Genomic DNA, 25,063 nt, shown 5'->3' on the forward strand with positions numbered 1-25,063 from the left:
GTGTCATGGGTGGGTACCAGGCGTTGGCAGGCGATGATCGCATGCTCTGTGTGTGCTCCACCGGTCGGCAACGGCGGCTGCCAGCGGCGAGCACGGGTGGACCCTCCTGGGCACTCGTGGCTATCCGCTGGCAGGTAAGCTGGTCCATCGCGCCCTCGTAGCTCAGGGGATAGAGCATCGGTTTCCTAAACCGTGTGTCGCAGGTTCGAATCCTGCCGGGGGCACCAGGTCAGCGCCTGCGCACGCCAACCTCCCTGGTCCGCGACGGTGCTCTCGTTGTCCCGGCCCGGTCGGCGGGCAGGTCTGAGGCTGCCCGCCGAGATCCTCCCCAAGGATCTACCTGTCGCTAGAGCGTGATCCAGTACCGCCGTGCGGTGCCGAGTTCGGTGTCCCGGACGTCCTCCAGGACACCGCCGTGGTGCTCGATCGTCTTCGCCGAGGCGATGTTTTCCACCTCGCAGGTGACCAGCACCCGGTCCAGGCCGAGCGCCCGTGCCTCACCGAGCATTCGGCCCAGCGCCCAGGTGGCTAGCCCTCGCCGGCGCGCGGACGGCCGGATGCCGTAGCCGACATGGCCGCCGACCCGCAGCAGGAAGTCGTTGAGTTCATGCCGCAGGGCGATCCCGCCGAGCACCCGCTCGCCCTCGACGATCCACCGGTACGTGCACGGCACCCGACCGGCATCGTGCGCCTTCGCCGGTTCCGACTCGGCAGCCAGCCGGGCCACCCACGTCGCGAACCCGCTGGGCGAGTCCACCTCGTCGGACGGCAGGAGTCCGAAACCGTCCTCGTGGGCGCCGGGACCCCACTCGTCCTGTGCCTCGAGCCAGGCTGCGTGCAGGCGGACAGTGGGCGCGATCAGCTCGGGCATGCGGCGACGGTAGCGGTCCACACAGCGCACTGGCACAGGGGCGAGCATCAAGGGGGCGGCGACTTGGCGGACGACGAGGTCGACGAGGCGATGTGCCGGGCGCTCGACATCCTGCGACACGGGCCGGACGAGCCGTACCTGCACGACGACGAGCAGGCGCGCGGGTTGCCAGCCCGGGGTTCCGGTGCGACACCGCCGGCTGAGGGCGGGCACCCGAAAGGCAGCAGGGCCGGCCCGGCGCACCGGACCGACCCCGCAGCGCACCGGTCAGACGGTCGCCGCGTACAGCCGCAAGCCGGCCGGCCAACCGCCCTCACCGGCCACCGCGTCCCGGACGCCCTCCCAGCCGGTCCCGTGCGCGTCGAGCTGGTCGTGGACCAGGTCGACCCGGGTGCCGGTCTCGGTGGGGGTGAAGGTGACGGTGACCCGGCTGCCGGTCGCGTCCGGCGGCGGGACCTTCCAGTCAGGGCCGATCAGCCAGGCGAAGGCGAAGGTGCGCGGCGGATCCCAGGCGAGGACCGTGCCCCAGACGCAGACCTCGCCGGCGTCGTTCTCCTCCCAGAGTCGTCCGCCGACGTGCGGGTCGACGCCGACCTGCTTGAGTTCGCCGGGCAGCAGGTGGTGCGAGCGTTCCCACCAGCGGTCCATGCCGGCGGTGAAGACGGTGAAGGCGTGCTCGGGCGGGGCGGCGACCTCGACGCTGGTGCGTACGACGGTCCCCCCGGTGGTCTCGGTTGTCACGGTGCCTCCTCGGACGGTTGCTCCACGGCCTGCGCGAACGCGGCCAGGGCGTGGTTCCAGAACTGGTCGAAGTAGCCGCGTACGGCGGCCAGGCCCTGCGGGTCGAGTGCGTAGACGCGGCGGGTGCCCACAGGGGTGGACGAGACGAGTCGGGCTTCCTTGAGGACCTTGAGGTGTTGCGAGACCGCGGGACGGCTGACCGGTAGGTCGGCCGCGATCTCGGCGACGGAACGGGGGCCGGCGGCGAGCAGTTCGAAGACGGACCGCCGGGTCGCGTCGCCCAGGGCGTCCAACATCCGCCCTTGGTAAGTGGCCACGAACGGTAAGTCTAGGCTTTCCGATACCCCTGTCAAGGGCCGCCCCTCTGGCGCGATCGGGCCCGGCGGGGTAGAAACAAGCTCATTCCCCACCCACGTCAGCCCGGATGCCGGCCGCATCGCCGAGAGAGCGCTCTCACGTCACCGATCGGCAGCCCACACCGACAGGTAGGTCGATGACAGCCCACCTCCACCCGTCCCGTCGGCAGCTCTTCACCCTCGCTGCCGCGACCGCCGCCGCGGCGGGACTCGCCCCCGCCTCCGCCGCCTCCGCCGCTCCCGCACGCCACCACGAGGACGAGCCGGACTTCGGCCCGAACGTCTTCGTCTACGACCCGAGCACTCCGGCCGCCGAGATCCAGTCCACCGTGGACCGGCTCTTCGCCCGGCAGGAGCACAACGAGATGGGCACCGACCGGTACGCGGTGCTCTTCAAGCCCGGCCGCTACGAGGTGAACGCCCGGCTGGGCTACTACACGACCGTGGCCGGCCTGGGCGAGCACCCGGACGACGTGGAGATCCACGGCGCGGTACGCGTCGTCGGCCAGCCCGACCCGAACTCCCCGGCCGGCATCTCCGCGCTGACCAACTTCTGGCGCTCGGCGGAGAACCTCGCCATCACCCCCACCGACTGGTCGAACCAGTGGGCCGTCTCCCAGGCGTCGCCGATGCGCCGGGTGCACGTCAAGGGCATCCTCTGGCTGGAGCCCGGCAACGGCGGCTACTCCAGCGGTGGCTTCATCGCCGACTCCAAGGTGGACGGCATCACCATCAACGGCTCGCAGCAGCAGTGGCTGACCCGCGACAGCGAGTTGGGCGGCGACTGGACCAACGGGGTCTGGAACCAGGTCTTCTCCGGCGTGCTCGGCGCACCCGCCCAGGGCTTCCCGAACCCGCCGTACACCACGTTGCCGACCAGCCCGGTGACCCGGGAGAAGCCGTACCTGTTCGTGGACGCCGCCGGCCGTTGGCGGGTCGCCGTGCCGGGGCTGCGCCGCGACACCGCCGGCACCAGTTGGGCGGCCGGCGGCGGGACCGCCCGCTCGCTGGCGCTGCGGGACTTCTTCATCGCCCGTCCGAGCCACGACGCGCAGCGGATCAACCGCGAGCTGGCTCGCGGCCGGCACCTGCTGCTCACCCCGGGCGTCTACCGCCTGGACCGCGCGCTGCGGGTCATCCACCCGGGCACCGTGGTGCTCGGCCTCGGCATGCCGAGCCTCGCCCCGACCGGCGGCGACGCCGCGCTGCGGGTCGCCGACGTCGACGGCGTGCGCATCGCCGGCATCCTGGTCGACGCCGGCGAGGCGGAGTCGGACGTGCTGGTCCAGATCGGCCACCGGCACTCCCGCCGCGACCACGCCGACGACCCGATCTCGGTGCAGGACGTCTTCATCCGCATCGGCGGGCCCTGGGTCGGGCGGGCGCGGACCAGCCTGGTGGTGGAGAGCGACCACACGCTGATCGACAACGTCTGGGCCTGGCGCGGCGACCACGGCAACGGCATCGGCTGGACGGCGAACACCGCCGGCACCGGGGTGATCGTCAACGGCGACGACGTGACGGCGTACGGGCTCTTCGTGGAGCACTACCAGCGCTACCAGACCATCTGGAACGGCGAGCGCGGCCGGACGATCTTCTACCAGAGCGAGCTGCCCTACGACCCGCCGAGCCAGGCCGCCTGGACCAGCCCCACCGGCCGGGGCTGGGCGTCCTACAAGGTCGGCGACCGGGTACGCGAGCACGAGGCCTGGGGGCTGGGCGTCTACTCCTACTTCAACCAGGGCGTGGACATCCGCTGCGACCGGGGGATCGAGGCGCCGCGCCGGCCCGGGGTCCGCTTCCACAACATGGTGACCGTCTTCCTCGACGGCAGCGGCGGCATCGAGAAGACCGTCAACGAGGTCGGCACCCCGGTCGTCGGCAGCTACGGCACCAGCCCGGTGATCAGTTACCCGTGAGCACGGCGCGCGGGCGACCGCGCGGCGGTGACCGCCCGTCCCTGTACCGGGGGCGGGTGGTCATGTAACACGATTCGCTCCGAAAGCGCTGCGCCTTCTTGCTGAGCGGCGCGGCGCATGCCCGGCATAGGCTCGATATGCACCGAGGATCGCAGGTCACGGCCGGGCGGACGCGATCGAGGGGGCGAGTCCGCTCCGGGCCGGGACCGTCGGTGTCCAGCATCCGCGTCAGCACGGGGGCCGTCGCCCGTCGCCCGCCGGTCAACCGGCGAGCTGGTCCACCCGGGCGATCACCTGGTCGATCAGGCCGTAGTCGCGGGCCTGCTCGGCGGTGAACCAGCGGTCCCGGTCCCAGTCGCGCTGGATCTCCTCCAGGGTGCGACCACTGTGCTGGGCGATCAGCTCCTGCATGGTCCGCTTCACGTGCAGCATGTTCTCCGCCTGGATGGTGATGTCGGCGGCGGTGCCACCCATCCCGCCGGAGGGCTGGTGCATCATGATCCGCGAGTGCGGGAGCGCGAAGCGCTTGCCCGCCGCGCCGGCGCAGAGCAGGAACTGCCCCATCGACCCGGCGAAGCCGAGCGCCAGCGTGGCCACGTCGTTCTGCACGTAGCGCATCGTGTCGTAGACGGCCATTCCCGCGCTCACCGAGCCGCCCGGCGAGTTGATGTAGAGGAAGATGTCCCGCTCGCTGTCCTCGGCGGCGAGCAGCAGGATCTGCGCGCAGATCTGGTTCGCGGTGGCGTCGGTGACCTCGGTGCCGAGGAAGACGATCCGCTCCCGCAGCAGCCGCTCGAAGACGTGGTCCCCGAAGGTCGGCTGACCGCCGTCCAGCATGCGCACGTCGTACCCGATCATCGCGACCGCCCTCCAGACTGGTGCCGGCGGGCGAGGAGCACCGCCCGGGAACCGGCGTCTCCAGCCTGCGCCCGGCGCCGGTCGCGGCCCCAGGATTTCTGCCGGCGGCAGATCGGCCGACGGCAGAACCGCGGCCGGCCTACGCCGCGGTCAGCCGCCGCCGGCCCGTTCGGGCCCGGCGGCGGGCCAGCATCCTGGAGGTACGCGGGCCGGGGCGCCCGGCCGGCGCGGAGGCGATCAACCGGACCCGCAGCCCCGCCCCGCCGACGGTCGACCCGACGGGCGACGCCGGACCGCCGACGTGCAGGATCGGCCCGCCCAGCCGCAGCACCGGCCCGGCCGGGTGCCGGAAGGAGGTCGGGGCGGCCGACACGGGCGGCGCCGCCCCGGCGGGCTGGAAGCCGATCCGGACAGTCGGGCCGGTCTCGCCGCGGGCCGTCGGCACCCGGTCCAGCCGGGACAGGGCGGCCCGGGGCGCGGCGGGGATCCGCCGTTCGACCCGGCGCAGGTCGTCGCGGGCCTCTTCGAGCAGGTCGGACAGGTTGATGCCGAGGGCGCGGCAGATCGCGGCGAGCACCTCGGAGGAGGCTTCCTTGCGCCCCCGCTCCACCTCGGAGAGATAGGGCAGCGACACCCCGGCCGCCTCGGCGACCTCGCGCAGCGTCCGGCCCTGGCGCAGCCGTAGCCGGCGCAGGACCCCACCGATCACCCGGCGCAGCAACGACATGCGGGCCTCCTCGCGGTCGGCGGTCGGCGGAACTACCCCCATCATGCCCGTCGTCGTGCCCGCCCACCCGCCCGGTCGGCGACCCCGGCGTGCGGATGCCGGCCCAACCGCTATGTTGTGGGCGTGCAGGCCATTCGCGGGAAGCAGGACCGACGGTGATCCATTTCCCGGCGCAGCGGCGTGGCCCGCTGAGCGCGTTGAGCATCCGGCTGGCCGCCGCCCTGGGCCTGGTGCTGCTGACCGTCGCGGTGGTCTTCCTCGACCGGAACGGCTACCGCGACGTCGACGAGAACGGGCTGACCCTGCTCGACTGCGCCTACTACGCGGTGGTCACCCTCTCCACGACCGGGTACGGCGACATCACCCCGTTCTCGCCGTCGGCCCGGCTGGTCAACGTCCTGTTCATCACCCCCGCCCGGGTGCTCTTCCTGATCATCCTGGTCGGCACCACCCTGGAAGTCCTGACCGAGCAGTACCGGACCGGCCGTCGGCTGGGGCGGTGGAGGAGAACCGTGAAGGACCACGTCATCATCTGCGGCTACGGCACCAAGGGCCGCAGCGCGGTCTCCGCCCTGCTGGAGAACGGCCTGGACAAGTCCCGGATCGTGGTGGTGGAGCGCAGCGGCACCGCGCTGCGGCAGGCGACCTCCGCCGGCCTGGTCGCCATCGAGGGCTCCGCCACCCGCTCGTCGGTGCTGGAGGAGGCGCACGTCCGCAACGCCAAGGCGGTGATCATCGCGACCGACAGCGACGACGCCTCGGTGCTGGTGGCGCTCACCGCGCGGCAGCTCACCGCCGGCCAGGTCCGGATCATCGCGGCGGTCCGCGAGGCGGAGAACGCCCCGCTGCTGCGGCAGAGCGGCGCGCACCACGTGATCGTCTCCTCGGCCACCGCCGGCCGGCTGCTGGGGCTCTCCACCTCGGCGCCGCCGCTGATCGACGTGGTGGAGGACCTGCTCACCCCCGGCCAGGGCATGGCGCTGGCGATGCGCTCCGCCGACCGGCACGAGGTCGGCAAGTCACCCCGCGAGCTGGAGTCCCTGGTCATCGCCCTGGTCCGCCGCGGCAAGGTGGTCACCCTCGCGGACAAGGCCGGCGCGGTCATCGAAACCGGCGACATGCTCGTCCACGTCCGCGACGATCGCCCCCAAACCACCGCCACCCACCCCTGACCCCCGGGTGGCGCCCGGGCGCACTTACCGAGAAAGAGTGGCTATTCCAGACGGAATAGCCACTCTTTCTCGGTAGGAGGTGCGTGGAGCGGGTGGGTCAGAGGATGGTCCAGGTGTCGCCGGTGGCGAGGAGGCCGGCGAGCTGCTGCTCGGGGGTCTCGGTGACCTTCGCCTTGGCGGCGGCCACCTGCTCCTGCACCACGCTGTCGTAGGACGGGCGGTCGACCGAGCGGAACACGCCGATCGGGGTGTTGCGCAGGTCGAGACCGGGCAGCCGGGACAGGGCGAAGGCGTACGCGGGGTCGTTGACTCCGGCGTCGTGCACCACGATCTCCTCGGCCGGGGTGGCCGCGGTCTCCCGGACCTCCAGCCCGAACCCGCCCGGCGGGTGGACGACGCAGAACTGCCCGTCCTTGCCGAACGTGATCGGCTGCCCGTGCTCCAGCCGGATCAGGTAGTCGTCCCGGGTGGCCGGCTCCTTGAGCTGGTCGAACGCGCCGTCGTTGAAGATGTTGCAGTTCTGGTAGATCTCCACGAACGCGGAACCCTGGTGCTGGGCGGCGGCCCGCAGCACCGACTGGAGGTGCTTGCGGTCCGAGTCGATGGTGCGGCCGACGAAGGTGGCCTCCGCGCCCAGCGCCAGCGACAGCGGGTTGAACGGGGCGTCCGCCGAGCCGACCGGGGTCGACTTGGTGATCTTGCCGACCTCGGAGGTCGGCGAGTACTGCCCCTTGGTCAGGCCGTAGATCCGGTTGTTGAACAGCAGGATCTTGAGGTTGACGTTGCGGCGCAGCGCGTGGATCAGGTGGTTGCCGCCGATCGACAGCGCGTCGCCGTCGCCGGTGACCACCCAGACCGACAGGTCCGGCCGGGACACCGACAGGCCGGTGGCGATCGCCGGGGCGCGGCCGTGGATCGAGTGCATCCCGTAGGTGTTCATGTAGTACGGGAAGCGCGACGAGCAGCCGATCCCGGAGACGAAGACGGTGTTCTCCCGGGCGATGTTCAGCTCCGGCATGAACTGCTGGATGGCCGCCAGGATCGCGTAGTCACCGCAACCGGGGCACCAGCGCACCTCCTGGTCGGACTTGAAGTCCTTGGCGGTGAGCTTCAGGGCGACGGGCTCAGACATTCTTCAGGACCTCTTCCAGCGTCGTCTCCAGCTCGGCGGAGGTGAACGGCAGGCCGCGGACCTGGTTGTAGCTGATCGCGTCGACCAGGTACTTGGCCCGGATCACGTGGGCGAGCTGGCCGAGGTTCATCTCGGGGATGACCACCCGGTCGTAGGAGCGCAGCACCTCGCCGAGGTTGGCGGGCATCGGCGCCAGGTGGCGCAGGTGCGCCTGCGCGATCGACAGGCCGCGCTGGCGCAGGGCGCGGCAGGCCGCGCCGATCGGCCCGTACGTCGAGCCCCAGCCGAGCACCAGCACCCGGGCGTCGCCGTCCGGGTCCTCCACCTCGACGTCCGGCACCGGGATCGTCTCGATCCGGGCCGCCCGGGTCCGCACCATGAAGTCGTGGTTCGCCGGGTCGTACGAGATGTCACCGGTCTTGTCGGCCTTCTCCAGGCCGCCGATGCGGTGCTCCAGCCCCGGCGTGCCCGGGATGGCCCACGGCCGGGCCAGGGTCTCCGGGTCGCGCAGGTAGGGCAGGAACGTGGCGCCGTCCTCGCCGTTGGGCTCGGTGGCGAACTCGACCCGCAGGTCGGGCAGGGACTCCACGTCGGGCAGCAGCCACGGCTCGGAGCCGTTGGCGACGTAGTTGTCGGACAGCAGGATCACCGGGGTGCGGTAGGTCAGCGCGATCCGGGCCGCCTCCAGCGCCGCGTGGAAGCAGTCGGAGGGCGACTTCGGCGCGATCACCGCGACCGGGGCCTCACCGTGCCGGCCGTGCAGCGCCATGTTCAGGTCGGCCTGCTCGGTCTTGGTGGGCATGCCGGTGGACGGCCCGGCCCGCTGCACGTCGACGATGACCAGCGGCAGCTCCAGCGCCACCGCGAGGGAGATCGTCTCGCTCTTGAGCGCCACGCCCGGGCCGCTGGTGGTGGTGACGCCGAGCGAGCCGCCGTACGAGGCGCCCAGCGCGGCGCCGACCGCGGCGATCTCGTCCTCGGCCTGCATGGTGACAACGCCGAACCGCTTGTGCTTGCTCAGCTCGTGCAGGATGTCCGACGCCGGGGTGATCGGGTACGCCCCGAGGAACACCGGCAGCCCGGAGCGGACGCCGGCGGCCACCAGGCCGAGCGAGAGCGCCGCGTTGCCGGTGATGTTCCGGTAGGTGCCCGGCAGCATCTTGGCCGGCTTCACCTCGTACCGGACGGAGAACGAGTCGGTGGTCTCGCCGAAGTTCCAGCCGGCCCGGAAGGCGGCCACGTTCGCGGCGACCAGCTCCGGACGGGCGGCGAACTTGCGCTCCAGGAAGCGCAGCGTCGACTCGTACGGCCGGGAGTACATCCAGGAGAGCAGGCCCAGCGCGAACATGTTCTTGGCCCGCTCGGCGTCCTTCTTGGACACCGCCTGGTCGGCGAGGGCGCCGACCGTCATCGAGGTCAGCGCCACCGGGTGCACCACGTAGCCGGCGAGCGAGTCGTCGTCCAGCGGGCTGGACTCGTAGCCCACCTTGGCCAGGTTGCGCCGGGTGAACTCGTCGGTGTTGACGATGATGTCCGCGCCGCGGGGCAGGTCGGCCAGGTTGGCCTTGAGCGCCGCCGGGTTCATCGCCACCAGCACGTTCGGCGCGTCGCCGGGGGTGAGGATGTCGTAGTCGGCGAAGTGCACCTGGAAGCTCGACACACCGGGCAGCGTGCCGGCGGGCGCCCGGATCTCGGCCGGGAAGTTGGGCAACGTGGAGATGTCGTTGCCCAGCTGCGCCGTCTCGGAGGTGAACCGGTCGCCGGTCAACTGCATGCCGTCGCCGGAGTCACCGGCGAACCGGATGACCACCCGGTCCAGTTGACGGATCTGCTTGGTCACGCCTGCACCTCGCTTCGCTCAGCCCCGTCGCGCGGGCGGCTGAACCTGATGGTGACCCGGCCTTGCCCCGCCACGTGACCTCCTTGACGCGCCGCTGCGCCGATCCGCCCGTGGCAGGTCCGGCCCGCTGTCGATTCTCACCCCAGAGCCTACGTCGAGCCGTTAGGGCATCCTTGGTGGAGGTCCGACGAGTGGGAACGAATCCGAAGGTTGTTCGTCCGGTTGTGGGCCGTTTCGGGGTGACCGCCGTAATCGAGATCACGGCCGCCGACCCTTACCGGGCCGGCCGGTTCAGTCGGATGCCGGATTCGCCGACGGGTCCGGCACCGGCCCGCTCATCCGGCGCCGCAACGAGCTGGTGGCCAGCACGAGCGCTAGCACCACCAGCAGCCCGGAGATCACGATCAGGGTGACCGCGATCCGCTGCGCCGAGGTCATCGCGCCCCCGTCGGAGGTCTGAGCGCCCGCGGCGATCACGCCCTGCGAGCCGGTGGGGACCGGGGTGGCCGCCGGCGGAGTGGCAAGCGCCACCGCCGCGGTGATCCGGAAGCTCATCTGCATCTGCCGGGTCCGCCCGGAGCGTGGGTCGAGTTGGGCGATCACCGCTCCGGCCAGCGGCGCCTCGCGCTGGGCCTGCGGGGTGGCGGCGACCGGCAGGCGCAGAGTGGCGGTACGGCCCGCCGCCACGGTCCCGGCGTCGCAACGGGTACGCGTCGGCGAGACCACCTCGCAATTGGGCGTGGAGAGCACGCTGACCCCGTCGGGCAGGACCACCTCGACCCGTCCCGCGGCGTCCACCCGGCCGGTGTTGCCCAGCCGGACGGCCAGTTCGACGGGACCGCCGCTGATGTCGAAGGCCACCTCGTCGGCGTCGAGCCTCATCCCGGGCGCCGGCGGGCCGGGCGGGAAGAGGACCGCGAAGCCCTCGTTGTCCGCGGCGGTGGCCGTCCCCGCGCCGGACGCGGTGACCCGTACCGAGCCGCTGAGCGGCATCTTCCGCCACGCCTGTCCGTCGACCCGGACCCGGATCAGGCTGGTGAACTTCGCGCCCGGGGCGGCGGCCCACTCGCCGCACTGCCAGTTGCCGCCGCCCACCGCGGCGCAGCCCGGGGTGCCCGCGTCGGTCATCCCGGCGGGCAGGGTGTAGGCGAGGTGGACCCGCCCGGCGAGCGTCCCGGTGTTGGCCACGGTCACCCGCAGCGTGGTGGTGGTGCTCCGGGCGTTCCAGTAGCCGGGGCCGAGCACGATGTCGCGGGTGGTGACCCGTACCCCGAGGCCGCCGGTGTCCTGCTGGCTCGGCGCGGGGTCGGCCGGGGGCACCGGCCGGCCGCCGCCACCCTGCGGGGGCGGCGGCGGGGCCGGCGCGGTGGTGGTCGGCGCGGTGGTGGTCGGGGCGGGGTCGCCGGGGGCGGGCGTCGTCGGGGTGGCCGTGGTCGGCTCGGGTGCCGGGGTGGTCGGCTCCGGGTCGGGGGGCAGCGTCGGCGGCGCGGTGGTCGGCAGCGGCTCGGTGGCGGTCGGCTCGACCGGCGGGGTCGTCTCGTCCGTCGGCTCACCCCCCGGCGTCGTCGCGTCGGTCGCGGCGGTGACCACCCGTAGCACCGTTGGGGAGGCGGCCAGGCCCGGAGCGGCCGCGAGCGCGACCGCCAGCCCGGTGGCCAGCGACGCCGCTACCAGCGAAGAGGTACGCCAGGCGAGCGCCCGGCGGCCGGGGCGTACGTCCACGCGGGCCATCTGTCCTCCGTGACACTGGGTGCGCTTTCATTATTCGGTAACAGTTGCCGGAGGGCACCAGTCCCACCGGGAAACAAATTCGTAACGTGTTCGGTACGCCTCCCGGGCCGGTCGGGCGGGACCGGCGGCCGGTAGGCTGACCCACCGTGACCGGTTACCTGGGCTCGTACGCGACGCTCGGGCTCCTGCTGCTCGCCAGCGCCCTCTTCTTCGTTACGGCGTTCTCGGCCAATCGGGTGTTACGTCCTGGCCGTCCGGCTGATCCCTGGGGCAAGCGGACCAGCTACGAGTGCGGTCTCGACCCGGTCGGCGGCGACTGGGCGCAGATGCAGATCCGCTACTACGTGTACGCCTACCTCTACGTCCTGTTCGCCGTCGAGGCGGTCTTCCTCTTCCCCTGGGCGCTGGTCTTCGACCGTCCCGGCTTCGGCCTGGTCACCGTCGCCGAGATGGGCATCTTCGTGGCCGTGGTGGCGCTCGGCATCCTCTACGCCTGGCGCAAGAACATCCTCCGCTGGACCTGACGCCCGCGCCGGTCAGGCGAGACCGCGGCGGGTGAGCGTCGGGGGCCGGTCGCCGCGGATCGAGGCGACCATGTCCAGCACCCGGCGGGTGGGGCGCACCTGGTGGGCGCGGAAGACCCGGGCACCGAGCCAGGCCGAGACGGCGGTCGCGGCGAGGGTGCCCTCCAGTCGTTCCGGCACCGGCAGGTCCAGCGTCTCGCCGATGAAGTCCTTGTTCGACAGGGCCACCAGCAGCGGCCAGCCGGTACCGGTCAGCTCGTCGAGCCGGCGGGTGATCTCCAGCGAGTGCCGGGTGTTCTTGCCGAAGTCGTGCGCCGGGTCGATCAGGATGCCGTCGGGGCGTACCCCCAGGGCCACCGCGCGCTCGGCGAGCCCGGTCACCGTGGTGACCACGTCGGCGACCACGTCGTCGAAGGCGGCCCGGTGCGGCCGGGTACGCGGGGCGAGCCCGCCGGCGTGCGAGCAGACCAGCCCGGCCCCGGTCTGCGCGGCGACCCGGGCCAGCGCCGGGTCGGCGCCGGACCAGGTGTCGTTGAGCAGGTCGGCGCCGGCCGCCACCGCCTCCACCGCGACCTCGGCCCGCCAGGTGTCGATCGAGATCACCACGTCGGGGAAGGCGGCCCGGACGGCGGCGATGGTGTCCACCGTCCGCCGGATCTCCTCGGCGACGTCGACCTCGTCGCCCGGCCCGGCCTTGACCCCGCCGATGTCGATGATCTCCGCGCCCTCGGTCACCGCGGCCTCCACCGCGCGCAGCGCGCTGTCCTGGGCGAAGGTCGCGCCGTGGTCGAAGAACGAGTCCGGCGTGCGGTTGACGATCGCCATCACCACCAGCTCGCCCGGTGCGAACGTCCGCCCACCGAGCCGCAGCGCCCCGGCCATCCCGCCTCCCGCCCGTCGCCGGCCGGGTCGCCCGGCCGCTGACGACGCTATCCGGTCCGCCGGCGCGCCGCCGGGCCGGGACGTCACCAGGGGATCCGGGGCGCTGCGGTGGTTGGGGTCGCTCGGGGGGCGGTCGCCGTGCCACGATCTGTCCATGGCTCAGGTTCTGCTCGTACTGGTCATCGCGTTGACCGTGGCGGCGGTGGTGTTCGGGGTGACGGTGCTGGTCTCCGGCCGGGACGCCGGCCTGGCGCCGGCCGAGCCGGACGGCCGGGCCGTGCCGCTGCCGGGCAGCCGCCCGCTGCGCGAGGCGGACGTCGGCGAGGTCCGCTTCGACACCGCGCTGCGCGGCTACCGGATGGCCCAGGTCGACCAGGCGATGCGCCGGGCCGCCTACGACATCGGCTACAAGGCCGAGCTGATCGGCGTGCTGGAGGCCGAGGTCGCGGCGCTGCGCGAGGGCCGGCTGGCCGACGCCGACGCGCTGCGCCGCGCCCGCGAGGAGGCGGCCGGCGACGCCCCGGCCACCGACCCCGGGTACGCCGACCTCGGGGGCGCCGCCGCGACACCGGCGGACGGATCGACCGACGCGCCGCCGGACGTCGAGCCGAGCGCGGCGGCCCCGGACGGCATCCGCCCGCTCGACGCCGACCTGTCGGCGGCCGACGACGCCGACCGGCCGCTCGACGCCCTGGCCCTGCGCACCGGCGCCGCTGACGCCGGGGCCCCGCCCGAGGCGTCCGACGACGCCGCGCCCGCCCTGCGCAGCGCGGCCGTGGACACCGACCCCCGCTCCGACGGCACCGACTCCGATGCCGACCCGGCTGGCGGGCGGCCCGGCGACAGGGTCCGCTCGGAGTCGCTGTGACCGGCCCGGAGGGCGTGGACGGCCTGCGCGAGGCCGCCCAGCCCGGGGCCGGCGAGTTCACCGCCACGGTGATCGTGGACGCCCCCGCCCCCCGGGTCTTCGCCGCGCTCACCGACTGGGAGCGGCAGTCCGAGTGGATCCCGTTCACCAGGGTCCGCGTCGTCGAGGGCGACGGCGGGGAGGGCACCCTGGTCGAGGCGGTCACCGCGCTCGGGCCGGCGGTGCTGCGCGACGAGATGCGGGTGGTCCGGGTCGACGCGCCGTACGAGGTCGGCGTCGTGCACTGCGGCAAGCTGCTCCGCGGTCCCGGCGTGCTGCGCTGCACCCCGCTGGCCCGGGACCGCACCCAGGTGGTCTGGCACGAGTGGTTCCACCTGCCGGGCGGGCCGGCCGGCCGGGTGGCGTGGCCGCTGCTCTGGCCGGGCTCCAAGGCGGGCCTCACCCTGGCGCTGAAGCGCTTCGCCCGGCTGGTCGAGCAGGGCCGGCTGCCCTGACCCCACCCGGCGCTGTCGGGACCAGGCCCTAGCCTGTACGCCGTGACTGACCTGGTGACCGGCCCCGACGGCCTGACCCGCTGCGCCTGGGGGTCGAGCACCCCGGACTACGCCGTCTACCACGACATCGAGTGGGGCCGGCCGCTGCGCGGCGACGACGCGCTCTACGAGCGGCTGACGCTGGAGGCGTTCCAGTCCGGCCTGTCCTGGCTGACCATCCTGCGCAAGCGCCCGGCGTTCCGGCTGGCCTTCGACGAGTTCCGGATCGAGCGGGTCGCCGGTTACGGCGAGGCCGACGTGGCCCGGCTGCTCGCCGACGCGGGGATCGTCCGCAACCGCGCCAAGATCGAGGCGGCGATCGCCAACGCGCGGGCCGCCCTGGAGCTGCGCGACGGGCTCTCCGCGCTGCTCTGGTCGTACGCGCCGCCGCCCCGGGCCGCCCGGCCGGTGTCGAACGCCTCGGTGCCCGCCCTGACGCCGGAGTCCACCGCGCTGGCCAAGGCCCTCAAGAAGAGCGGCTTCCGCTTCGTCGGCCCCACCACCGCGTACGCGCTGATGCAGGCCACCGGCATGGTCGACGATCACCTGGCCGGCTGCCACGTGGCAGCCGCCCGGCTGGCCCGTGATGAGATGGGGGCATGACCGCGACCGACCACCGCGCCAGCGGGACGACAGACGTCGACGGGCCGGCTGAGGGCGCCTGGGCGGTGCTCCTGCCGGCCGGCCGGTACGACGCCGAACGCCTCGTCCACCACGACACCCTGGCGCTGCCCGCCCCGGTCGGGGAGTCCCGGCCGCGCCCCGGTGACCCGGTGGCGGTGCTGGTGCCGGAGCCGCCCCGGCTGGTGGCCCTGGGTCGGGTCGCCCGCGCGGGCACGGACTCGCTGGTGGTGACGTACACCCGGCGGGCCTTCGACGAGCCGGCCCCGGCCGACCAGGTGCCGGTCGCCGGGCCGGTCACCCCACTCGACGCCGGGGTCTACCGCGAGCTGGCCGACCGGCTCGGCCCGCCGCCGCTGCGCCGCACCTGGCTGGTCAGCCTGGACCTCCCGATCGAGGCGGACTCCCGGGCCGAGGCGGTCCGCCTCTTCTGGTCGTACGTGCAGGAGCTGGGCCCGGCCGAGCTGCCCGCGTTCGTCTCCCCGTCCGGCGACGAGCTGGCCATGCAGGCGTTCGTGCTGGGCGCTGAGGCGAACCAGGACCCGGAAGAGGACGACTGACCCGGTGAGCGCCGGCCGGCCCGGCGGACCGGGCCGGCGACAGTGCCGTCAGTGGCCCTCGAAGACCGGCTTGCGCTTCTCCACGAACGCCATCGTGGCGGCCTTGTGGTCGGCGGTGGCGCCGCAGATCGCCTGGGCCTGCGCCTCGGCGGCGAGGGCGTCGGCGAGGGTGCCCGCGTCGGCGATGGAGAGCTGACGCTTGATCGCCGCGTACGCGACGGTCGGGCCGGCGGCGAGCCGGGCGGCCAGCTCCTGCGCGGTCGGCAGCACCAGCTCGTCGTCCTCGACCAGCTTGTTCAGCAGGCCCAGCCGGCAGGCCTCCTCGGCGCCGACCGGCTCGGCGAGCATCAGCAGCTCGACGGCCTTGGCGTGGCCGACCAGCCGGGGCAGCGTCCAGGAGGCCCCGGTGTCGGCGGCCAGCCCCACCCCGGCGAACGCCATCAAAAACTTCGTCTTCGGGCCGCCGACCCGGAAGTCGGCGAGGAAGGCCAGCGAGGCGCCCGCCCCGGCTGCCATCCCGCGCACCGCGGCCACCACCGGCTTGGGCAGGCTGGCCAGCCGGGCGGCGATCGGGTTGTAGTGCGCCCGCACGGTGTCCAGCGGGTTCGTGGTGGTCGACTGGAGGGTCTGCACGTGCTCGCGCAGGTCCTGGCCGGCGCTGAACTGCCCGCCCGCGCCGGCCAGCACCACGGCCCGGCAGGAACGGTCGGCCTCCAGCTCGGCCAGGGTGTCCCGGAGCGCCTCCTTGAGCGCCACGTCGAGCGAGTTCATCGCCGTGGGGCGGTTCAGCGTCAGGGTGACCACGGCGTCGGTGCGGTCGACGAGCAGCGGCTCGGTCACGTTTCTAACGACCCTTCTGTCGGGCGATGCGGTTGCTGGCGTCGAGGCAGTGCTCGACGTACCGGTCGGCGGCCGGCCGAAGCCGGGCCGCGTGCCGGTCGAAGAAGCTGGCCGCGGCGGTGCCGGGCCAGCGCTCCGGGAGCAGCGCCGGGGGCAGCTGCGGGTCCCGGAACAGGAAGGTACGCCACGCGTGCACCAGCCGGAACCGGGCCGCGTACGCCTCCTCGTCGCCGCTGCGCACGGTCACCCCGGACAGCAGCGGCCGCTGCTCGGCGACGAACCGCTCGTACGCGTGCCCGATCTCGGTGAGGTCCCACGCCCGGCGGACCACCCCCATCGCGCCCGGCGTGCCGGCGGCGTGCGCGGCGGTGAACCGCTCGTAGCGCACGCCCGCCTCCTCCAGGAGCAGGTCCACGTCCTCGCTCGCCCGGGTGGCCACCCAGGTGTGCTCGTCGAGGGTGCCGTAGCCCAGGAAGGCCAGGTTGGCGGCGAGGCGCTGCCGGTCCCGCCGGGCCGTCGGGGTCTGGAGCACCAGGAGGTCGAACCGGCCGTCCCAGGTGACCCGGCCGGTGCGGTAGATCCGGGCGCCCGCCTCGTCGAGTCGCCGGGCGGCCTTCGGTGTGATGGAATATCCCGGTCCGGTGGCCAGCCGGAGCGGGTCCAACCAGCCCTGGCGAACCATCCGGGAGACCGCGGTGCGCACGGCCGGAGGAGCGATCCCGAGCGGCGCCAGCAGCTTGACCAGGGCGGCGACCGGTGCACGGCCACCCCTCGGTCGGAGGTAGTCGCCGTACAGGTCGAAGAGTGCCGACCGTGCCTGCATGACCGCACATTGTGACAGGCCTTCTCAAGATAAGCTAGATGCTGTTACATCAATGCTGCTTCGGTTTGGGTCCGGCGGTGTTCATCAGGGAAAATCGTTGGTCGACACCTCCGCGTACGTTGCGGGTGGTCGTGACGAAGTGGCTGTGGGGCAACCCACCGACCCTGATACAGGTCTGAGGGGAGACAACATGGCGGCGATGAAGCCGCGGACGGGCGACGGTCCGCTGGAAGTCACCAAGGAGGGCCGGGGCATCGTCATGCGGGTCCCGCTGGAGGGCGGTGGCCGGCTCGTCGTCGAGATGACTCCCGACGAGGCCAATGCACTGGGTGACGCACTGAAGGCGGCCGCCGGCTGATCGACCGACAGGCCGCGCGGCGACGCGCGGGCGGTTCGTCGTATCCCTGAGCCACCGGCCACGGCCGGTGGCTCAGGGTCTTCATCTCTGCATGCGGGTGGCCAGGCCCCGCACCACGATCCTTTCCCGGAGGTACGGTCCAGCGTGCTCGCCATCCGCCTGTCAGCCGGTCCGGACCGGCTCGACACCCTCGTCCTGCCCGTCCGCGCCGCGGCCGACACCGACGGGGGCGACACCCCGGCGACGCTGGCCCCGACCGGGCCGGCCCTGCCCGACGAGGTGCTGGCGGAGGCGACCGCCCTGCTGCCGGCCACCCGGCTGACCGGCCGGGCCGGCGAGACGTACGCGCACCTGCGACCGGCCCGCACCCCGGCCCGGCTGCTGCTGCTCGGCATCGGCGACGGCGCCGACCGGGCCTGGCGGGCCGCCGGGGCGGCATTGACCCGCGCCGGCAAGGATGAGACGCACATCACGTTTTCGGTGCCGACCGACACCGGCGCGGAGGCGGTCCGCGCCCTCGTCGAGGGGCTGCTGCTCGCCTCCTACCGGTTCCGGATGACCGAGGCCGGCGAGTCGCCCGCGCTGACCGGGGTGGACCTGCTGGTCGACGACCCGGACGCGTACCGCGACGCGGTCGAGGTGGCCGAGACCACCGCCCGGATGACCCGGCTCGCCCGGGACCTCACCAACACCCCGTCCTCCGTGAAGAACCCGCAGTGGTTCGTCGCGCAGGTCGAGGCCGCCGCGGCCGACCAGCCCGACCTGCACCTGCGGGTACGCGGGCCCGAGGAACTGGCCGCCGAGGGCTTCGGCGGCATCCTCGCCGTCGGCGGCGGCTCGGCCAGCACCCCGCGCCTGCTGGAGCTGGACTGGCGGCCCGCCGACGTCCGCACCCACGTGGTGCTGGTCGGCAAGGGCATCACCTTCGACACCGGCGGCATCTCGATCAAGCCGGTGCCGGCGATGAAGCTGATGCGCAAGGACATGGCCGGCGCGGCCGCGGTGGTCGCGGCGACGCTGGGCGCGGCCGCGCTGCGGCTGCCGGTGCGGATCACCACGCTCGCCCCGCTGGCCGAGAACATGGTCAGCGGGTCGGCGTTCCGCCCCGGCGACATCGTCCGCCACTACGGCGGCCTGACCAGCGAGACCACCAACTCCGACGCCGAGGGCCGGCTGGTCCTCGCCGACGCGCTGGCGTACGCGGTCCGGGAACTCCAGCCGGATTTGCTGATCGACCTGGCCACCCTGACCGGCGCCAACGCGGTCGCGCTCGGCAAGCGCACCGGCGCCCTCTACAGCGAGAACGACCAGCTCGCCGCCGACCTGCTCGCCGCCGTCGACGCTGCCGGCGAGGCCGCCTGGCGGATGCCGCTGGCCGCCGACTACGTCGAGCACCTCGGCAGTGACCTGGCGGACCTGCACAGTTCGCCCGCCGTCGGCGCCGGCTCGGTGACCGCCGCGCTCTACCTGCGCGAGTTCACCGGCGACCTGCGCGACCGGTGGCTGCACATCGACATGTCCGCGCCGTCCTGGGCCGACGGCGACGACGCCGAACTGACCCGGGGCGCGACCGGCTGGGGCGTACGCGGGCTGCTGCGCTGGCTGGCGACGCTGGACTGAGCCGGCGGTCCCGGCCGGCGCGCGGCGGACGCCGGGCCGGGCGGTCGGCGGCGGGTCAGCACTTCACGGCGGCGAGCAGGCCGTGCCCCACCGGCAGCAGCGCCGGGATCCAGTGCTCGGACTCCCGGAGCGCCTTGACCGTCTCGCGGACGGTCACCGTCTCGGCGTCCCGCGCGGCCGGGTCGCCGATCCGCCCGCCGGCCAGGGTGCCGTTGAGGGCCAGCACCCCGCCGGGTCGCAGCAGCCGCAGCGCGGCGTCGACGTACGCGGCGAAGCCGGTCGCCTCGGCGTCGACGAAGACCAGGTCGTACGCGCCGTCCGCGAGCCGGGGCAGCACGTCCAGCGCCCGGCCGGTGATGATCCGGGTACGCCCAGACGGGAAGCCGGCCTCGACGAAGATGCGCCGGGCGATCCGCTGGTGCTCGACCTCCAGGTCGATGGTGGTGAGCACGCCGTCGGCCCGCATCCCGCGCAGCAGCCAGACGCCGCTGACCCCGGTGCCGGTGCCGATCTCCACCACCGCCCGGGCGTTCCCGGCGGCGGCGAGCAGGCGCAGCGCCGCCCCGGCCCCGGGCGTCACCGCGTCGAGGCCCACCTCCCGGGCGAGGCTGCGGGCGGTCCGCAGGACGAGGTCCTCGCCGACGTACGACTCGGCGAACTGCAGCGCCTGTGCCGTCGGAGTGCCGGAATTGGCGACCGTGGCGATGGGACACCTCCGGGCGGCGGGAGTGGTGCGGGGGGCGGGTTGGCGGTATGAGCCTAGAGGCGAGCCTTCCGGCGCGCAGCCGCGCCGTCCGCCGTCGACGATCACGCCCGGCAAGAGCTGATGCCATCCGGCTCATCCGTGCAATCCTGGAAGCGGTATCCCTCGTTTCGCGACGGCCGCCGCACCACGCGGCACGGGGGGTCGGGGGACGGACTGGGAGGCACCGACGTGACCGACGGCTGGGACTGGCGCCAGCCCGGTGGGACTCCGGCACCGGCGGGACCGCCGGCCGGGGCGACGCCGGTGGGGCCGCCTACGGCGCCGCACGGCGCCCCGGGCGGGACGACATCGCCCTGGTGGTCCGACGCGTTGGCCGACCCGTGGCGTGACCCGTACGCGCCGGCCGCCGTGGTCGTCCCGGGCGCGCCCGACGCCGGGGCCGCGCCGGAACCGGTCAGTGACCCGGACGCCCCGGGCCGCCCGAAGCTGCGCCAGCTGCTGCTCGTCCCGCTGATCACCGCGCTGCTCGCCGGGTCCCTCGGCGGAGCCCTCGGGTACGCCTTCGCGGTCCGCGGCGGGGCCGGGGGCGGGGTGGCGCTCGGCGCCCGACCGGCCGAGGCGCCGGGCCTGGCCCAGCGTCGCCCCGAGTCGCTGGCCGGAGTCGCCGAGAAGGTCCTGCCCAGCGTGGTGACCGTCCGGGTGTCCAGCCTGGGCGGGGTGAGCGAGGGCTCGGGTTTCATCGTCAGCGCCGACGGGCACGTGATCACCAACGACCACGTGGTCTCCGGCGCCACCGGCCGGGCCTCGGTGGTCTTCAACGACGGCAGCACCGCGCCGGCCACCGTCGTCGGCCAGGACCCGGAGTCGGACATCGCGGTGATCAAGGTCAGCCGCACCGGGCTGCGCCCGGTGGAGTTCGGCGACTCCGACGCGCTGGCGGTCGGCGACCCGGTGCTCGCCATCGGCTCGCCGCTCTCGCTGGCCAACACCGTCACCGCCGGCATCGTCAGCGCCCTGGACCGCACCATGCAGGCCGGGGAGCCCGGCGGCCAGGTCCGCTACTACGCGGCGATCCAGACCGACGCGGCGGTCAACCACGGCAACTCCGGCGGCCCGCTGGTCGACTCCGCCGGCCGGGTGATCGGGGTCAACTCCACGATCAAGTCACTGGTCGCCGAGGGGCAGGAGGCGGGCAACATCGGCCTCGCCTTCGCCATCCCGATCAACCAGGCCAAGCGGATCACGCAGGACATCATCGGCACCGGCAAGGCCCGCCGTACCGTGATCGGCGCGCAGGTGGGCGGCGCCGGCACGGTCACCGGCGGCGCCGGCGTACGGCTGGCGGCGGTGGAGCCGTCCGGGCCGGCGGCCGGCGCGGGGCTGAAGGCCGGGGACGTGATCCTCAAGCTGAACGGCCGCCCGATGACCGAGCCGACCGACCTGATCGCGCTGGTCCGCAAGTTCGCCCCGGGATCGGTGGTGACGGTGGAGTACCGGCGGGGGTCGGCCCGGCAGAACACCTCGGTGACGCTCGCCGCAGACGCCAAGTGAGGACCGGTCACCCCCTCCCGGCCGGGCACCCGACGTGCGTAGTCTTGCCTTGACGCCGACGAGGAGGCCCCAGCAGTGCTCGACAACCTGAACTGGTGGGAGATCGGTGCGCTGCTGCTCCTGGCGCTGCTGATCTTCGGTGACCGGCTGCCCAACGTCATCAACGACGGCCTGCGGATGGTCCGCAACCTGCGCGGCATGGCCCGCAACGCGACCGGCGACCTGAGCCGCGAGTTGGGCACCGACATCCAGTTGGAGGACCTGCACCCCAAGGCGTTCATCCGCAAGCACCTGCTCAGCGAAGAGGACGAGCAGGCGATCCGGAAGCCGTTGCAGGGCGTCTACGACAACCTGCGGGCGGACGTGACCGGCGTGCACAACGAGCTCAAGGACGTCGCCGACGCCGCCGATCCGCGCGGCAGGGGCGGCCGCAAGGCCACCGCCACGGGCGGCGCGCCCGCCCCGGCCCCCCGCCCCAGCTACGACGACGCCACCTGACGCGTCCCGCACTCCCCACCTGACCGCACCCGCACCACGCCCCCGTCCCGAGCGCTCCGCGCGCCCGACCAGGGCAGGGCGCGCGCAGCGTGCACATACAGAGAAAGAGTGGCCTCCCGAGCGCGGAAGGCCACTCTTTCTCTGTATCTGTGCGGCGGATCTTGAGGCGCGCGGAGCGCGCGGGTGGGGTGGTCGTCAGCGGCCGGCGGGCTTGAGGCCGAGGGGCTTGCCGAGGAGGGACTCGCGGCGGACGGCGAGGCGGTCGGCGATCTGGGCCAGCGCCTTCGAGGCCGGGGCGTCCGGCTCGGCCAGCACGATCGGGTTGCCGGCGTCGCCGCCCTCGCGTACCCGGGTGTCGAGCGGGATCTGACCCAGCAGCGGCACCTGCGCGCCGATCGTCCGGCTCAGCGACTCGGCCACGGCCTGGCCGCCACCGGCGCCGAAGACCTCCATCCGCGAGCCGTCGGGCAGCTCCAGCCAGGCCATGTTCTCGATGACGCCGACCACCCGCTGGTGGGTCTGCAGGGCGATCGCGCCGGCCCGCTCGGCGACCTCGGCGGCCGCGGCCTGCGGCGTGGTCACCACCAGGATCTCGGCGTTCGGCAGCAGCTGGGCGACCGAGATGGCGATGTCGCCGGTGCCCGGGGGCAGGTCGAGCAGGAGCACGTCCAGGTCACCCCAGTAGACGTCACCGAGGAACTGCTGGAGCGCCCGGTGCAGCATCGGGCCACGCCACACCACGGCGGCGTTGCCCGGGGTGAACATGCCGATCGAGATCACCTTCACGCCGTGCGCCTGCGGCGGCATGATCATGTCCTCGACCCGGGTCGGGCGGCCGTCCGCGCCGAGCATCCGGGGCACCGAGTGGCCGTAGATGTCCGCGTCGACCACGCCGACCGAGAGGCCCCGGGCGGCCAGCGCGGCGGCCAGGTTGACTGTCACGCTCGACTTGCCGACGCCACCCTTGCCGCTGGCCACCGCGTACACCCGGGTCCGGGAGCCCGGCTGGGCGAACGGGATCACCGGCTCCTCGGTGGCGTTGCCGCCGCGCAGCTTCGACTGGAGCTCCTGGCGCTGCTCGGGGCTCATCACGCCGAACTCGATCTCGACGCCCGTCACGCCGGGGACCGCCCCCACGGCGGCGGTGATGTCGGAGCGCAGCTTGTCCTTCAGCGGGCAGCCGGCGACGGTGAGCAGCAGCTCGACGCGTACGACGCCGTCGTCGCCGACCACGGCGGAGCGGACCATGCCGAGGTCCGTGATCGGGCGGCGGATCTCCGGGTCGTTGACGGTGGCCAGGGCGGCCTGGATCGCGTCGGAGATGGTGCTGACGGGAGCTGACATGCCCGCAATGCTACGTCGGGGGTGATCGGTGGCCGCCGCCAGCGGGGCCGGTGTGAGCGAATCGATGGCTCCACGGGCGGGCCGGGCCCCCGTCGGTCAGCCCTCCGGCCGGCCGTCGCGGGCGTAGTCGCCGTCCAGGTCGTCGCGGGGCTCGTCGAGGCCCTCGCCGCCCCGCCGCACGGCCTTCTCCTGCTGCCGGCGTTCCAGCCGCTGCCGGCGCTGGGCCGCCTCGTCCAGCTCCTCGGCCAGCCGGGCCAGCTCCGAGCGGAGGAAGTCCCGGGTGGCCACCTCGCCCATCGCGATCCGCAGCGCGGCGATCTCCCGGGTCAGGTACTCCGTGTCGGCCTTCTGCAGGGTGGCCCGCCGCCGGTCCTCCTCCAGCGCCACCCGGTCCCGGTCGGCCTGCCGGTTCTGCGCGAGCAGGATCAGCGGGGCCGCGTACGAGGCCTGCAACGACAGCATCAGGGTGAGGAAGGTGAAGGTGTACGGGTCGAAGCGCAGGTGCGCCGGGGCCAGGGTGTTCCAGCCGAACCAGAGCGCGATGACCACCGTCATGTAGACGATGAAGTTCGCCGTGCCCATGCCCCGGGCGATCCCCTCGGACCACCGGCCGAAGGCCTCCGGGTCGAACCGGGGCAGCTTGAGGCCCCGGGGCTCGCGCGGCTGGTCCAGTCGCTCGGCCCGTCGCTGGTCAGCCATCAGCGCTGTCCGTCCCCTCGACGGGGCCCGGGGCCGGTACGGCGTCCCGGTCCCGCCAGTCGCGCGGCAGCGAGTGGTCGAGCACGTCGTCGACCGTGACCGCGCCGACCAGCCGGTTGTTGCGGTCCACCACCGGCATCGCCACCAGGTCGTAGGTGGCCATCCGGCGGGTGATCTCCGGCAGGGGGGTGGCCGGCCGCAACGGGTCGATGTCGTTGACCACCACCCCGCCGAGCATCTCCGCCGGCGGCTCCCGGAGCAGCCGCTGGAAGTGCACCATGCCCAGGTAGCGGCCGGTGGGCGTGGTCATCGGCGCGCGGGCCACGAACACCTGGGCCGCGACGGCCGGGGAGAGCTGCTCCTCCCGGATCCGGGCGAGCGCCTCCGCGACGGTGGCGTCCGGCGGCAGGATCACCGGCTCGGAGGTCATCACGCTGCCCGCCGTACCGGAGGCGTAGCGCAGCAGCTGGCGGACCGGGTCGGCCTCGTTCGGCTCCATCAGGTCCAGCAGTACGTCCTGCTCCGGCGGCGGCAGCTCGTTGAGCAGGTCGGCGGCGTCGTCCGGGTCCATCTCCTCCAGCACGTCGGCGGCCCGTTCCCGGTCCAGCGCGGCGAGGATCTCCACCTGGTCGTGTTCGGGCAGCTCGCTGAGTACGTCGGCGAGGCGTTCGTCGTCCAGCGCCGCCGCGACCTCGTTGCGCCGCGCGTCGGGCAGGTCCTGCAGGGCGTTGGCCAGGTCGGCGGGGCGCATGTCCTCCAGCACGGCGAGCAGGTTGGCCGTACCCCGGTTGGCGGCGATGCCGCTCAGCCCGCGCACCCGGTCCCACTCGACCTGGTGCAGGTGGCCGCGGCGGGTGAGCCGGCCGGTCTGCTCGCGGACGGCGACCCGGGACAGCGACCACTCGCCACCCCGGCTGCACTCCATCGCCACGTCGACCACCGCGCCCGGCTGGCCACCCGGTTCGAGCTGGACCCGTCGGTCCAGCAGCTCCTGGAGCACCAGCAGCTCGTTGGGGCGCTTCTCGAAGCGGCGCAGGTTGAGGGTGCCGGTGCCGAGCACCACCGCGTCCGCGTCGATGGTGGTGATCCGGTTGATGGACAGGAAGATCCGCCGACGCATCGGCATCTCGGCGACCAGACCCACCACCTCGGGGGGACGTTGGGTCGGCCGGATCCGGGCCACCGCGTCACGCACCCGGCCCACCTGGTCGCCGTTCGGGTCGAAGACGGCGACTCCGGCGAGTCGGGCGATGTAGACCCGGTTCGGCGTGCTCACGGGCACCAGCCTA

At 73.6% G+C, this 25,063-nt stretch carries 26 protein-coding genes and 1 tRNA gene; 12 read left to right on the forward strand and 15 right to left on the reverse strand.

Annotation, left to right across the window (positions count from 1 at the left end):
• Nucleotides 1-151: 151 nt before the first annotated feature.
• Nucleotides 152-227, forward strand: a tRNA-Arg gene (locus M2302_RS18965).
• 119 nt (nucleotides 228-346) lie between these two features.
• Here M2302_RS18965 and M2302_RS18970 read toward each other — a convergent pair.
• The 3 genes from M2302_RS18970 to M2302_RS18980 form a co-directional block, all read right to left on the reverse strand.
• Complete coding sequence (locus M2302_RS18970; RefSeq protein WP_280839191.1) at nucleotides 347-871, reverse strand: GNAT family N-acetyltransferase; 525 nt, start codon at nucleotides 869-871, stop codon at nucleotides 347-349.
• Between the two features lie 267 nt (nucleotides 872-1,138).
• A complete protein-coding gene (locus tag M2302_RS18975) occupies nucleotides 1,139-1,612 on the reverse strand; it encodes an SRPBCC family protein (RefSeq protein WP_280839192.1) in 474 nt (157 codons plus the stop codon).
• Entirely contained in the window at nucleotides 1,609-1,929 is a 321-nt protein-coding gene (locus tag M2302_RS18980; protein WP_280839193.1) for a metalloregulator ArsR/SmtB family transcription factor, read from the reverse strand. The genes M2302_RS18975 and M2302_RS18980 overlap by 4 nt, the downstream gene beginning before the upstream one ends.
• A 176-nt stretch (nucleotides 1,930-2,105) precedes the next feature.
• Between M2302_RS18980 and M2302_RS18985 the strand changes: the two genes are divergently transcribed.
• Nucleotides 2,106-3,887 carry an adenylyl cyclase gene (locus M2302_RS18985; protein WP_280839194.1) on the forward strand — a complete coding sequence of 594 codons (1,782 nt, stop codon included), beginning with the start codon at nucleotides 2,106-2,108 and terminating at the stop codon, nucleotides 3,885-3,887.
• Nucleotides 3,888-4,148: 261 nt separating this feature from the next.
• Here the strand turns inward: M2302_RS18985 and M2302_RS18990 are convergent, their stop codons facing one another.
• Together M2302_RS18990 and M2302_RS18995 are read right to left on the reverse strand one after the other, a co-directional pair.
• Nucleotides 4,149-4,745: an ATP-dependent Clp protease proteolytic subunit gene (locus tag M2302_RS18990; RefSeq protein ID WP_280839195.1), complete on the reverse strand. Its 597-nt coding sequence runs from the start codon at nucleotides 4,743-4,745 to the stop codon at nucleotides 4,149-4,151.
• Between the two features lie 139 nt (nucleotides 4,746-4,884).
• Nucleotides 4,885-5,472 carry a helix-turn-helix transcriptional regulator gene (locus M2302_RS18995; RefSeq protein WP_280839196.1) on the reverse strand — a complete coding sequence of 196 codons (588 nt, stop codon included), beginning with the start codon at nucleotides 5,470-5,472 and terminating at the stop codon, nucleotides 4,885-4,887.
• Nucleotides 5,473-5,627: 155 nt separating this feature from the next.
• On the opposite strand from M2302_RS18995, the gene M2302_RS19000 reads away from it, so the two are divergent.
• Nucleotides 5,628-6,644, forward strand: coding sequence for a potassium channel family protein (locus M2302_RS19000; protein ID WP_280839197.1), 1,017 nt, complete (start codon nucleotides 5,628-5,630; stop codon nucleotides 6,642-6,644).
• Nucleotides 6,645-6,741: 97 nt separating this feature from the next.
• On the opposite strand, the gene M2302_RS19005 is transcribed toward M2302_RS19000, so the two are convergent.
• The 3 genes from M2302_RS19005 to M2302_RS19015 form a co-directional block, all read right to left on the reverse strand.
• On the reverse strand, nucleotides 6,742-7,776 hold the full coding sequence (locus tag M2302_RS19005; RefSeq protein WP_179802946.1) for a 2-oxoacid:ferredoxin oxidoreductase subunit beta: 1,035 nt from the start codon (nucleotides 7,774-7,776) through the stop codon (nucleotides 6,742-6,744).
• A complete protein-coding gene (locus M2302_RS19010; RefSeq protein WP_280839198.1) occupies nucleotides 7,769-9,616 on the reverse strand; it encodes a 2-oxoacid:acceptor oxidoreductase subunit alpha in 1,848 nt (615 codons plus the stop codon). Before M2302_RS19010 ends, M2302_RS19005 begins: the two co-directional genes overlap by 8 nt.
• 291 nt (nucleotides 9,617-9,907) lie before the next feature.
• Complete coding sequence (locus M2302_RS19015) at nucleotides 9,908-11,347, reverse strand: hypothetical protein (protein ID WP_280839199.1); 1,440 nt, start codon at nucleotides 11,345-11,347, stop codon at nucleotides 9,908-9,910.
• Nucleotides 11,348-11,493: 146 nt separating this feature from the next.
• On the opposite strand from M2302_RS19015, the gene ndhC reads away from it, so the two are divergent.
• A complete protein-coding gene (gene ndhC / locus M2302_RS19020) occupies nucleotides 11,494-11,871 on the forward strand; it encodes an NADH-quinone oxidoreductase subunit A (RefSeq protein WP_088964137.1) in 378 nt (125 codons plus the stop codon).
• 12 nt (nucleotides 11,872-11,883) lie between these two features.
• On the opposite strand, the gene folP is transcribed toward ndhC, so the two are convergent.
• Nucleotides 11,884-12,753: a dihydropteroate synthase gene (gene folP / locus M2302_RS19025; RefSeq protein ID WP_280839200.1), complete on the reverse strand. Its 870-nt coding sequence runs from the start codon at nucleotides 12,751-12,753 to the stop codon at nucleotides 11,884-11,886.
• Nucleotides 12,754-12,907: 154 nt separating this feature from the next.
• Here folP and M2302_RS19030 point away from each other — a divergent pair, with 154 nt between their 5' ends.
• Genes M2302_RS19030 through M2302_RS19045 form a run of 4 tightly spaced genes read left to right on the forward strand, consistent with a single transcriptional unit; the run spans nucleotide 12,908 to nucleotide 15,335 of the window.
• The gene (locus tag M2302_RS19030; protein ID WP_280839201.1) at nucleotides 12,908-13,621 is read left to right on the forward strand and encodes a DivIVA domain-containing protein; all 714 of its coding nucleotides are present in this window, start codon (nucleotides 12,908-12,910) and stop codon (nucleotides 13,619-13,621) included.
• Nucleotides 13,618-14,115 carry an SRPBCC family protein gene (locus tag M2302_RS19035; RefSeq protein WP_088964134.1) on the forward strand — a complete coding sequence of 166 codons (498 nt, stop codon included), beginning with the start codon at nucleotides 13,618-13,620 and terminating at the stop codon, nucleotides 14,113-14,115. The genes M2302_RS19030 and M2302_RS19035 overlap by 4 nt, the downstream gene beginning before the upstream one ends.
• 42 nt (nucleotides 14,116-14,157) lie before the next feature.
• Nucleotides 14,158-14,757 (forward strand): DNA-3-methyladenine glycosylase I, encoded by a 600-nt coding sequence (locus tag M2302_RS19040; RefSeq protein ID WP_280839202.1) that lies wholly within the window; start codon nucleotides 14,158-14,160, stop codon nucleotides 14,755-14,757.
• Nucleotides 14,754-15,335: a hypothetical protein gene (locus M2302_RS19045; protein ID WP_280839203.1), complete on the forward strand. Its 582-nt coding sequence runs from the start codon at nucleotides 14,754-14,756 to the stop codon at nucleotides 15,333-15,335. The genes M2302_RS19040 and M2302_RS19045 overlap by 4 nt, the downstream gene beginning before the upstream one ends.
• A gap of 48 nt (nucleotides 15,336-15,383) precedes the next feature.
• Here the strand turns inward: M2302_RS19045 and M2302_RS19050 are convergent, their stop codons facing one another.
• Nucleotides 15,384-16,175: an enoyl-CoA hydratase-related protein gene (locus M2302_RS19050; RefSeq protein ID WP_088964131.1), complete on the reverse strand. Its 792-nt coding sequence runs from the start codon at nucleotides 16,173-16,175 to the stop codon at nucleotides 15,384-15,386.
• A gap of 4 nt (nucleotides 16,176-16,179) precedes the next feature.
• Nucleotides 16,180-16,998 carry a PaaX family transcriptional regulator C-terminal domain-containing protein gene (locus M2302_RS19055; protein WP_088964130.1) on the reverse strand — a complete coding sequence of 273 codons (819 nt, stop codon included), beginning with the start codon at nucleotides 16,996-16,998 and terminating at the stop codon, nucleotides 16,180-16,182.
• A gap of 190 nt (nucleotides 16,999-17,188) precedes the next feature.
• On the opposite strand from M2302_RS19055, the gene M2302_RS19060 reads away from it, so the two are divergent.
• Nucleotides 17,189-17,356, forward strand: a complete 168-nt coding sequence (locus tag M2302_RS19060) for a DUF3117 domain-containing protein (RefSeq protein ID WP_007455245.1) — start codon at nucleotides 17,189-17,191, stop codon at nucleotides 17,354-17,356.
• A gap of 144 nt (nucleotides 17,357-17,500) precedes the next feature.
• Nucleotides 17,501-18,976: a leucyl aminopeptidase family protein gene (locus tag M2302_RS19065; protein WP_280839204.1), complete on the forward strand. Its 1,476-nt coding sequence runs from the start codon at nucleotides 17,501-17,503 to the stop codon at nucleotides 18,974-18,976.
• A 55-nt stretch (nucleotides 18,977-19,031) separates the two neighbouring features.
• On the opposite strand, the gene M2302_RS19070 is transcribed toward M2302_RS19065, so the two are convergent.
• Complete coding sequence (locus M2302_RS19070) at nucleotides 19,032-19,640, reverse strand: O-methyltransferase (protein WP_280839248.1); 609 nt, start codon at nucleotides 19,638-19,640, stop codon at nucleotides 19,032-19,034.
• 255 nt (nucleotides 19,641-19,895) lie between these two features.
• Here M2302_RS19070 and M2302_RS19075 point away from each other — a divergent pair, with 255 nt between their 5' ends.
• Both M2302_RS19075 and M2302_RS19080 read left to right on the forward strand, forming a co-directional pair.
• Nucleotides 19,896-21,233: a trypsin-like peptidase domain-containing protein gene (locus tag M2302_RS19075; protein ID WP_280839250.1), complete on the forward strand. Its 1,338-nt coding sequence runs from the start codon at nucleotides 19,896-19,898 to the stop codon at nucleotides 21,231-21,233.
• 75 nt (nucleotides 21,234-21,308) lie between these two features.
• Nucleotides 21,309-21,731: a preprotein translocase subunit TatB gene (locus M2302_RS19080; RefSeq protein ID WP_088964127.1), complete on the forward strand. Its 423-nt coding sequence runs from the start codon at nucleotides 21,309-21,311 to the stop codon at nucleotides 21,729-21,731.
• A gap of 195 nt (nucleotides 21,732-21,926) precedes the next feature.
• Here the strand turns inward: M2302_RS19080 and M2302_RS19085 are convergent, their stop codons facing one another.
• The 3 genes from M2302_RS19085 to M2302_RS19095 form a co-directional block, all read right to left on the reverse strand.
• Nucleotides 21,927-23,075, reverse strand: a complete 1,149-nt coding sequence (locus M2302_RS19085; protein ID WP_088964126.1) for a P-loop NTPase — start codon at nucleotides 23,073-23,075, stop codon at nucleotides 21,927-21,929.
• 96 nt (nucleotides 23,076-23,171) lie between these two features.
• Nucleotides 23,172-23,774: a DUF1003 domain-containing protein gene (locus M2302_RS19090; RefSeq protein ID WP_280839205.1), complete on the reverse strand. Its 603-nt coding sequence runs from the start codon at nucleotides 23,772-23,774 to the stop codon at nucleotides 23,172-23,174.
• Nucleotides 23,767-25,050 carry a CBS domain-containing protein gene (locus M2302_RS19095; RefSeq protein WP_280839206.1) on the reverse strand — a complete coding sequence of 428 codons (1,284 nt, stop codon included), beginning with the start codon at nucleotides 25,048-25,050 and terminating at the stop codon, nucleotides 23,767-23,769. The genes M2302_RS19090 and M2302_RS19095 overlap by 8 nt, the downstream gene beginning before the upstream one ends.
• Between the last annotated feature and the right edge of the window lie 13 nt (nucleotides 25,051-25,063).

Source organism: Micromonospora sp. A200 (assembly GCF_029893845.1).
GTDB classification, from domain to species: domain Bacteria; phylum Actinomycetota; class Actinomycetes; order Mycobacteriales; family Micromonosporaceae; genus Micromonospora; species Micromonospora purpureochromogenes.

Coding starts and splice junctions, on each gene's coding strand:
- M2302_RS19045 (WP_280839203.1), top strand. CDS start 14,754: ATGACCGCGACCGACCACCGCGCCAGCGGGACGACAGACGTCGACGGG.
- folP (WP_280839200.1), bottom strand. CDS start 12,753: ATGGCCGGGGCGCTGCGGCTCGGTGGGCGGACGTTCGCACCGGGCGAG.
- M2302_RS19005 (WP_179802946.1), bottom strand. CDS start 7,776: ATGTCTGAGCCCGTCGCCCTGAAGCTCACCGCCAAGGACTTCAAGTCC.
- M2302_RS18995 (WP_280839196.1), bottom strand. CDS start 5,472: ATGTCGTTGCTGCGCCGGGTGATCGGTGGGGTCCTGCGCCGGCTACGG.
- M2302_RS19090 (WP_280839205.1), bottom strand. CDS start 23,774: ATGGCTGACCAGCGACGGGCCGAGCGACTGGACCAGCCGCGCGAGCCC.
- M2302_RS19030 (WP_280839201.1), top strand. CDS start 12,908: ATGGCTCAGGTTCTGCTCGTACTGGTCATCGCGTTGACCGTGGCGGCG.
- M2302_RS18990 (WP_280839195.1), bottom strand. CDS start 4,745: ATGATCGGGTACGACGTGCGCATGCTGGACGGCGGTCAGCCGACCTTC.
- M2302_RS19085 (WP_088964126.1), bottom strand. CDS start 23,075: ATGTCAGCTCCCGTCAGCACCATCTCCGACGCGATCCAGGCCGCCCTG.
- M2302_RS18970 (WP_280839191.1), bottom strand. CDS start 871: ATGCCCGAGCTGATCGCGCCCACTGTCCGCCTGCACGCAGCCTGGCTC.
- M2302_RS18985 (WP_280839194.1), top strand. CDS start 2,106: ATGACAGCCCACCTCCACCCGTCCCGTCGGCAGCTCTTCACCCTCGCT.
- M2302_RS19015 (WP_280839199.1), bottom strand. CDS start 11,347: ATGGCCCGCGTGGACGTACGCCCCGGCCGCCGGGCGCTCGCCTGGCGT.
- M2302_RS19060 (WP_007455245.1), top strand. CDS start 17,189: ATGGCGGCGATGAAGCCGCGGACGGGCGACGGTCCGCTGGAAGTCACC.
- M2302_RS19055 (WP_088964130.1), bottom strand. CDS start 16,998: ATGCAGGCACGGTCGGCACTCTTCGACCTGTACGGCGACTACCTCCGA.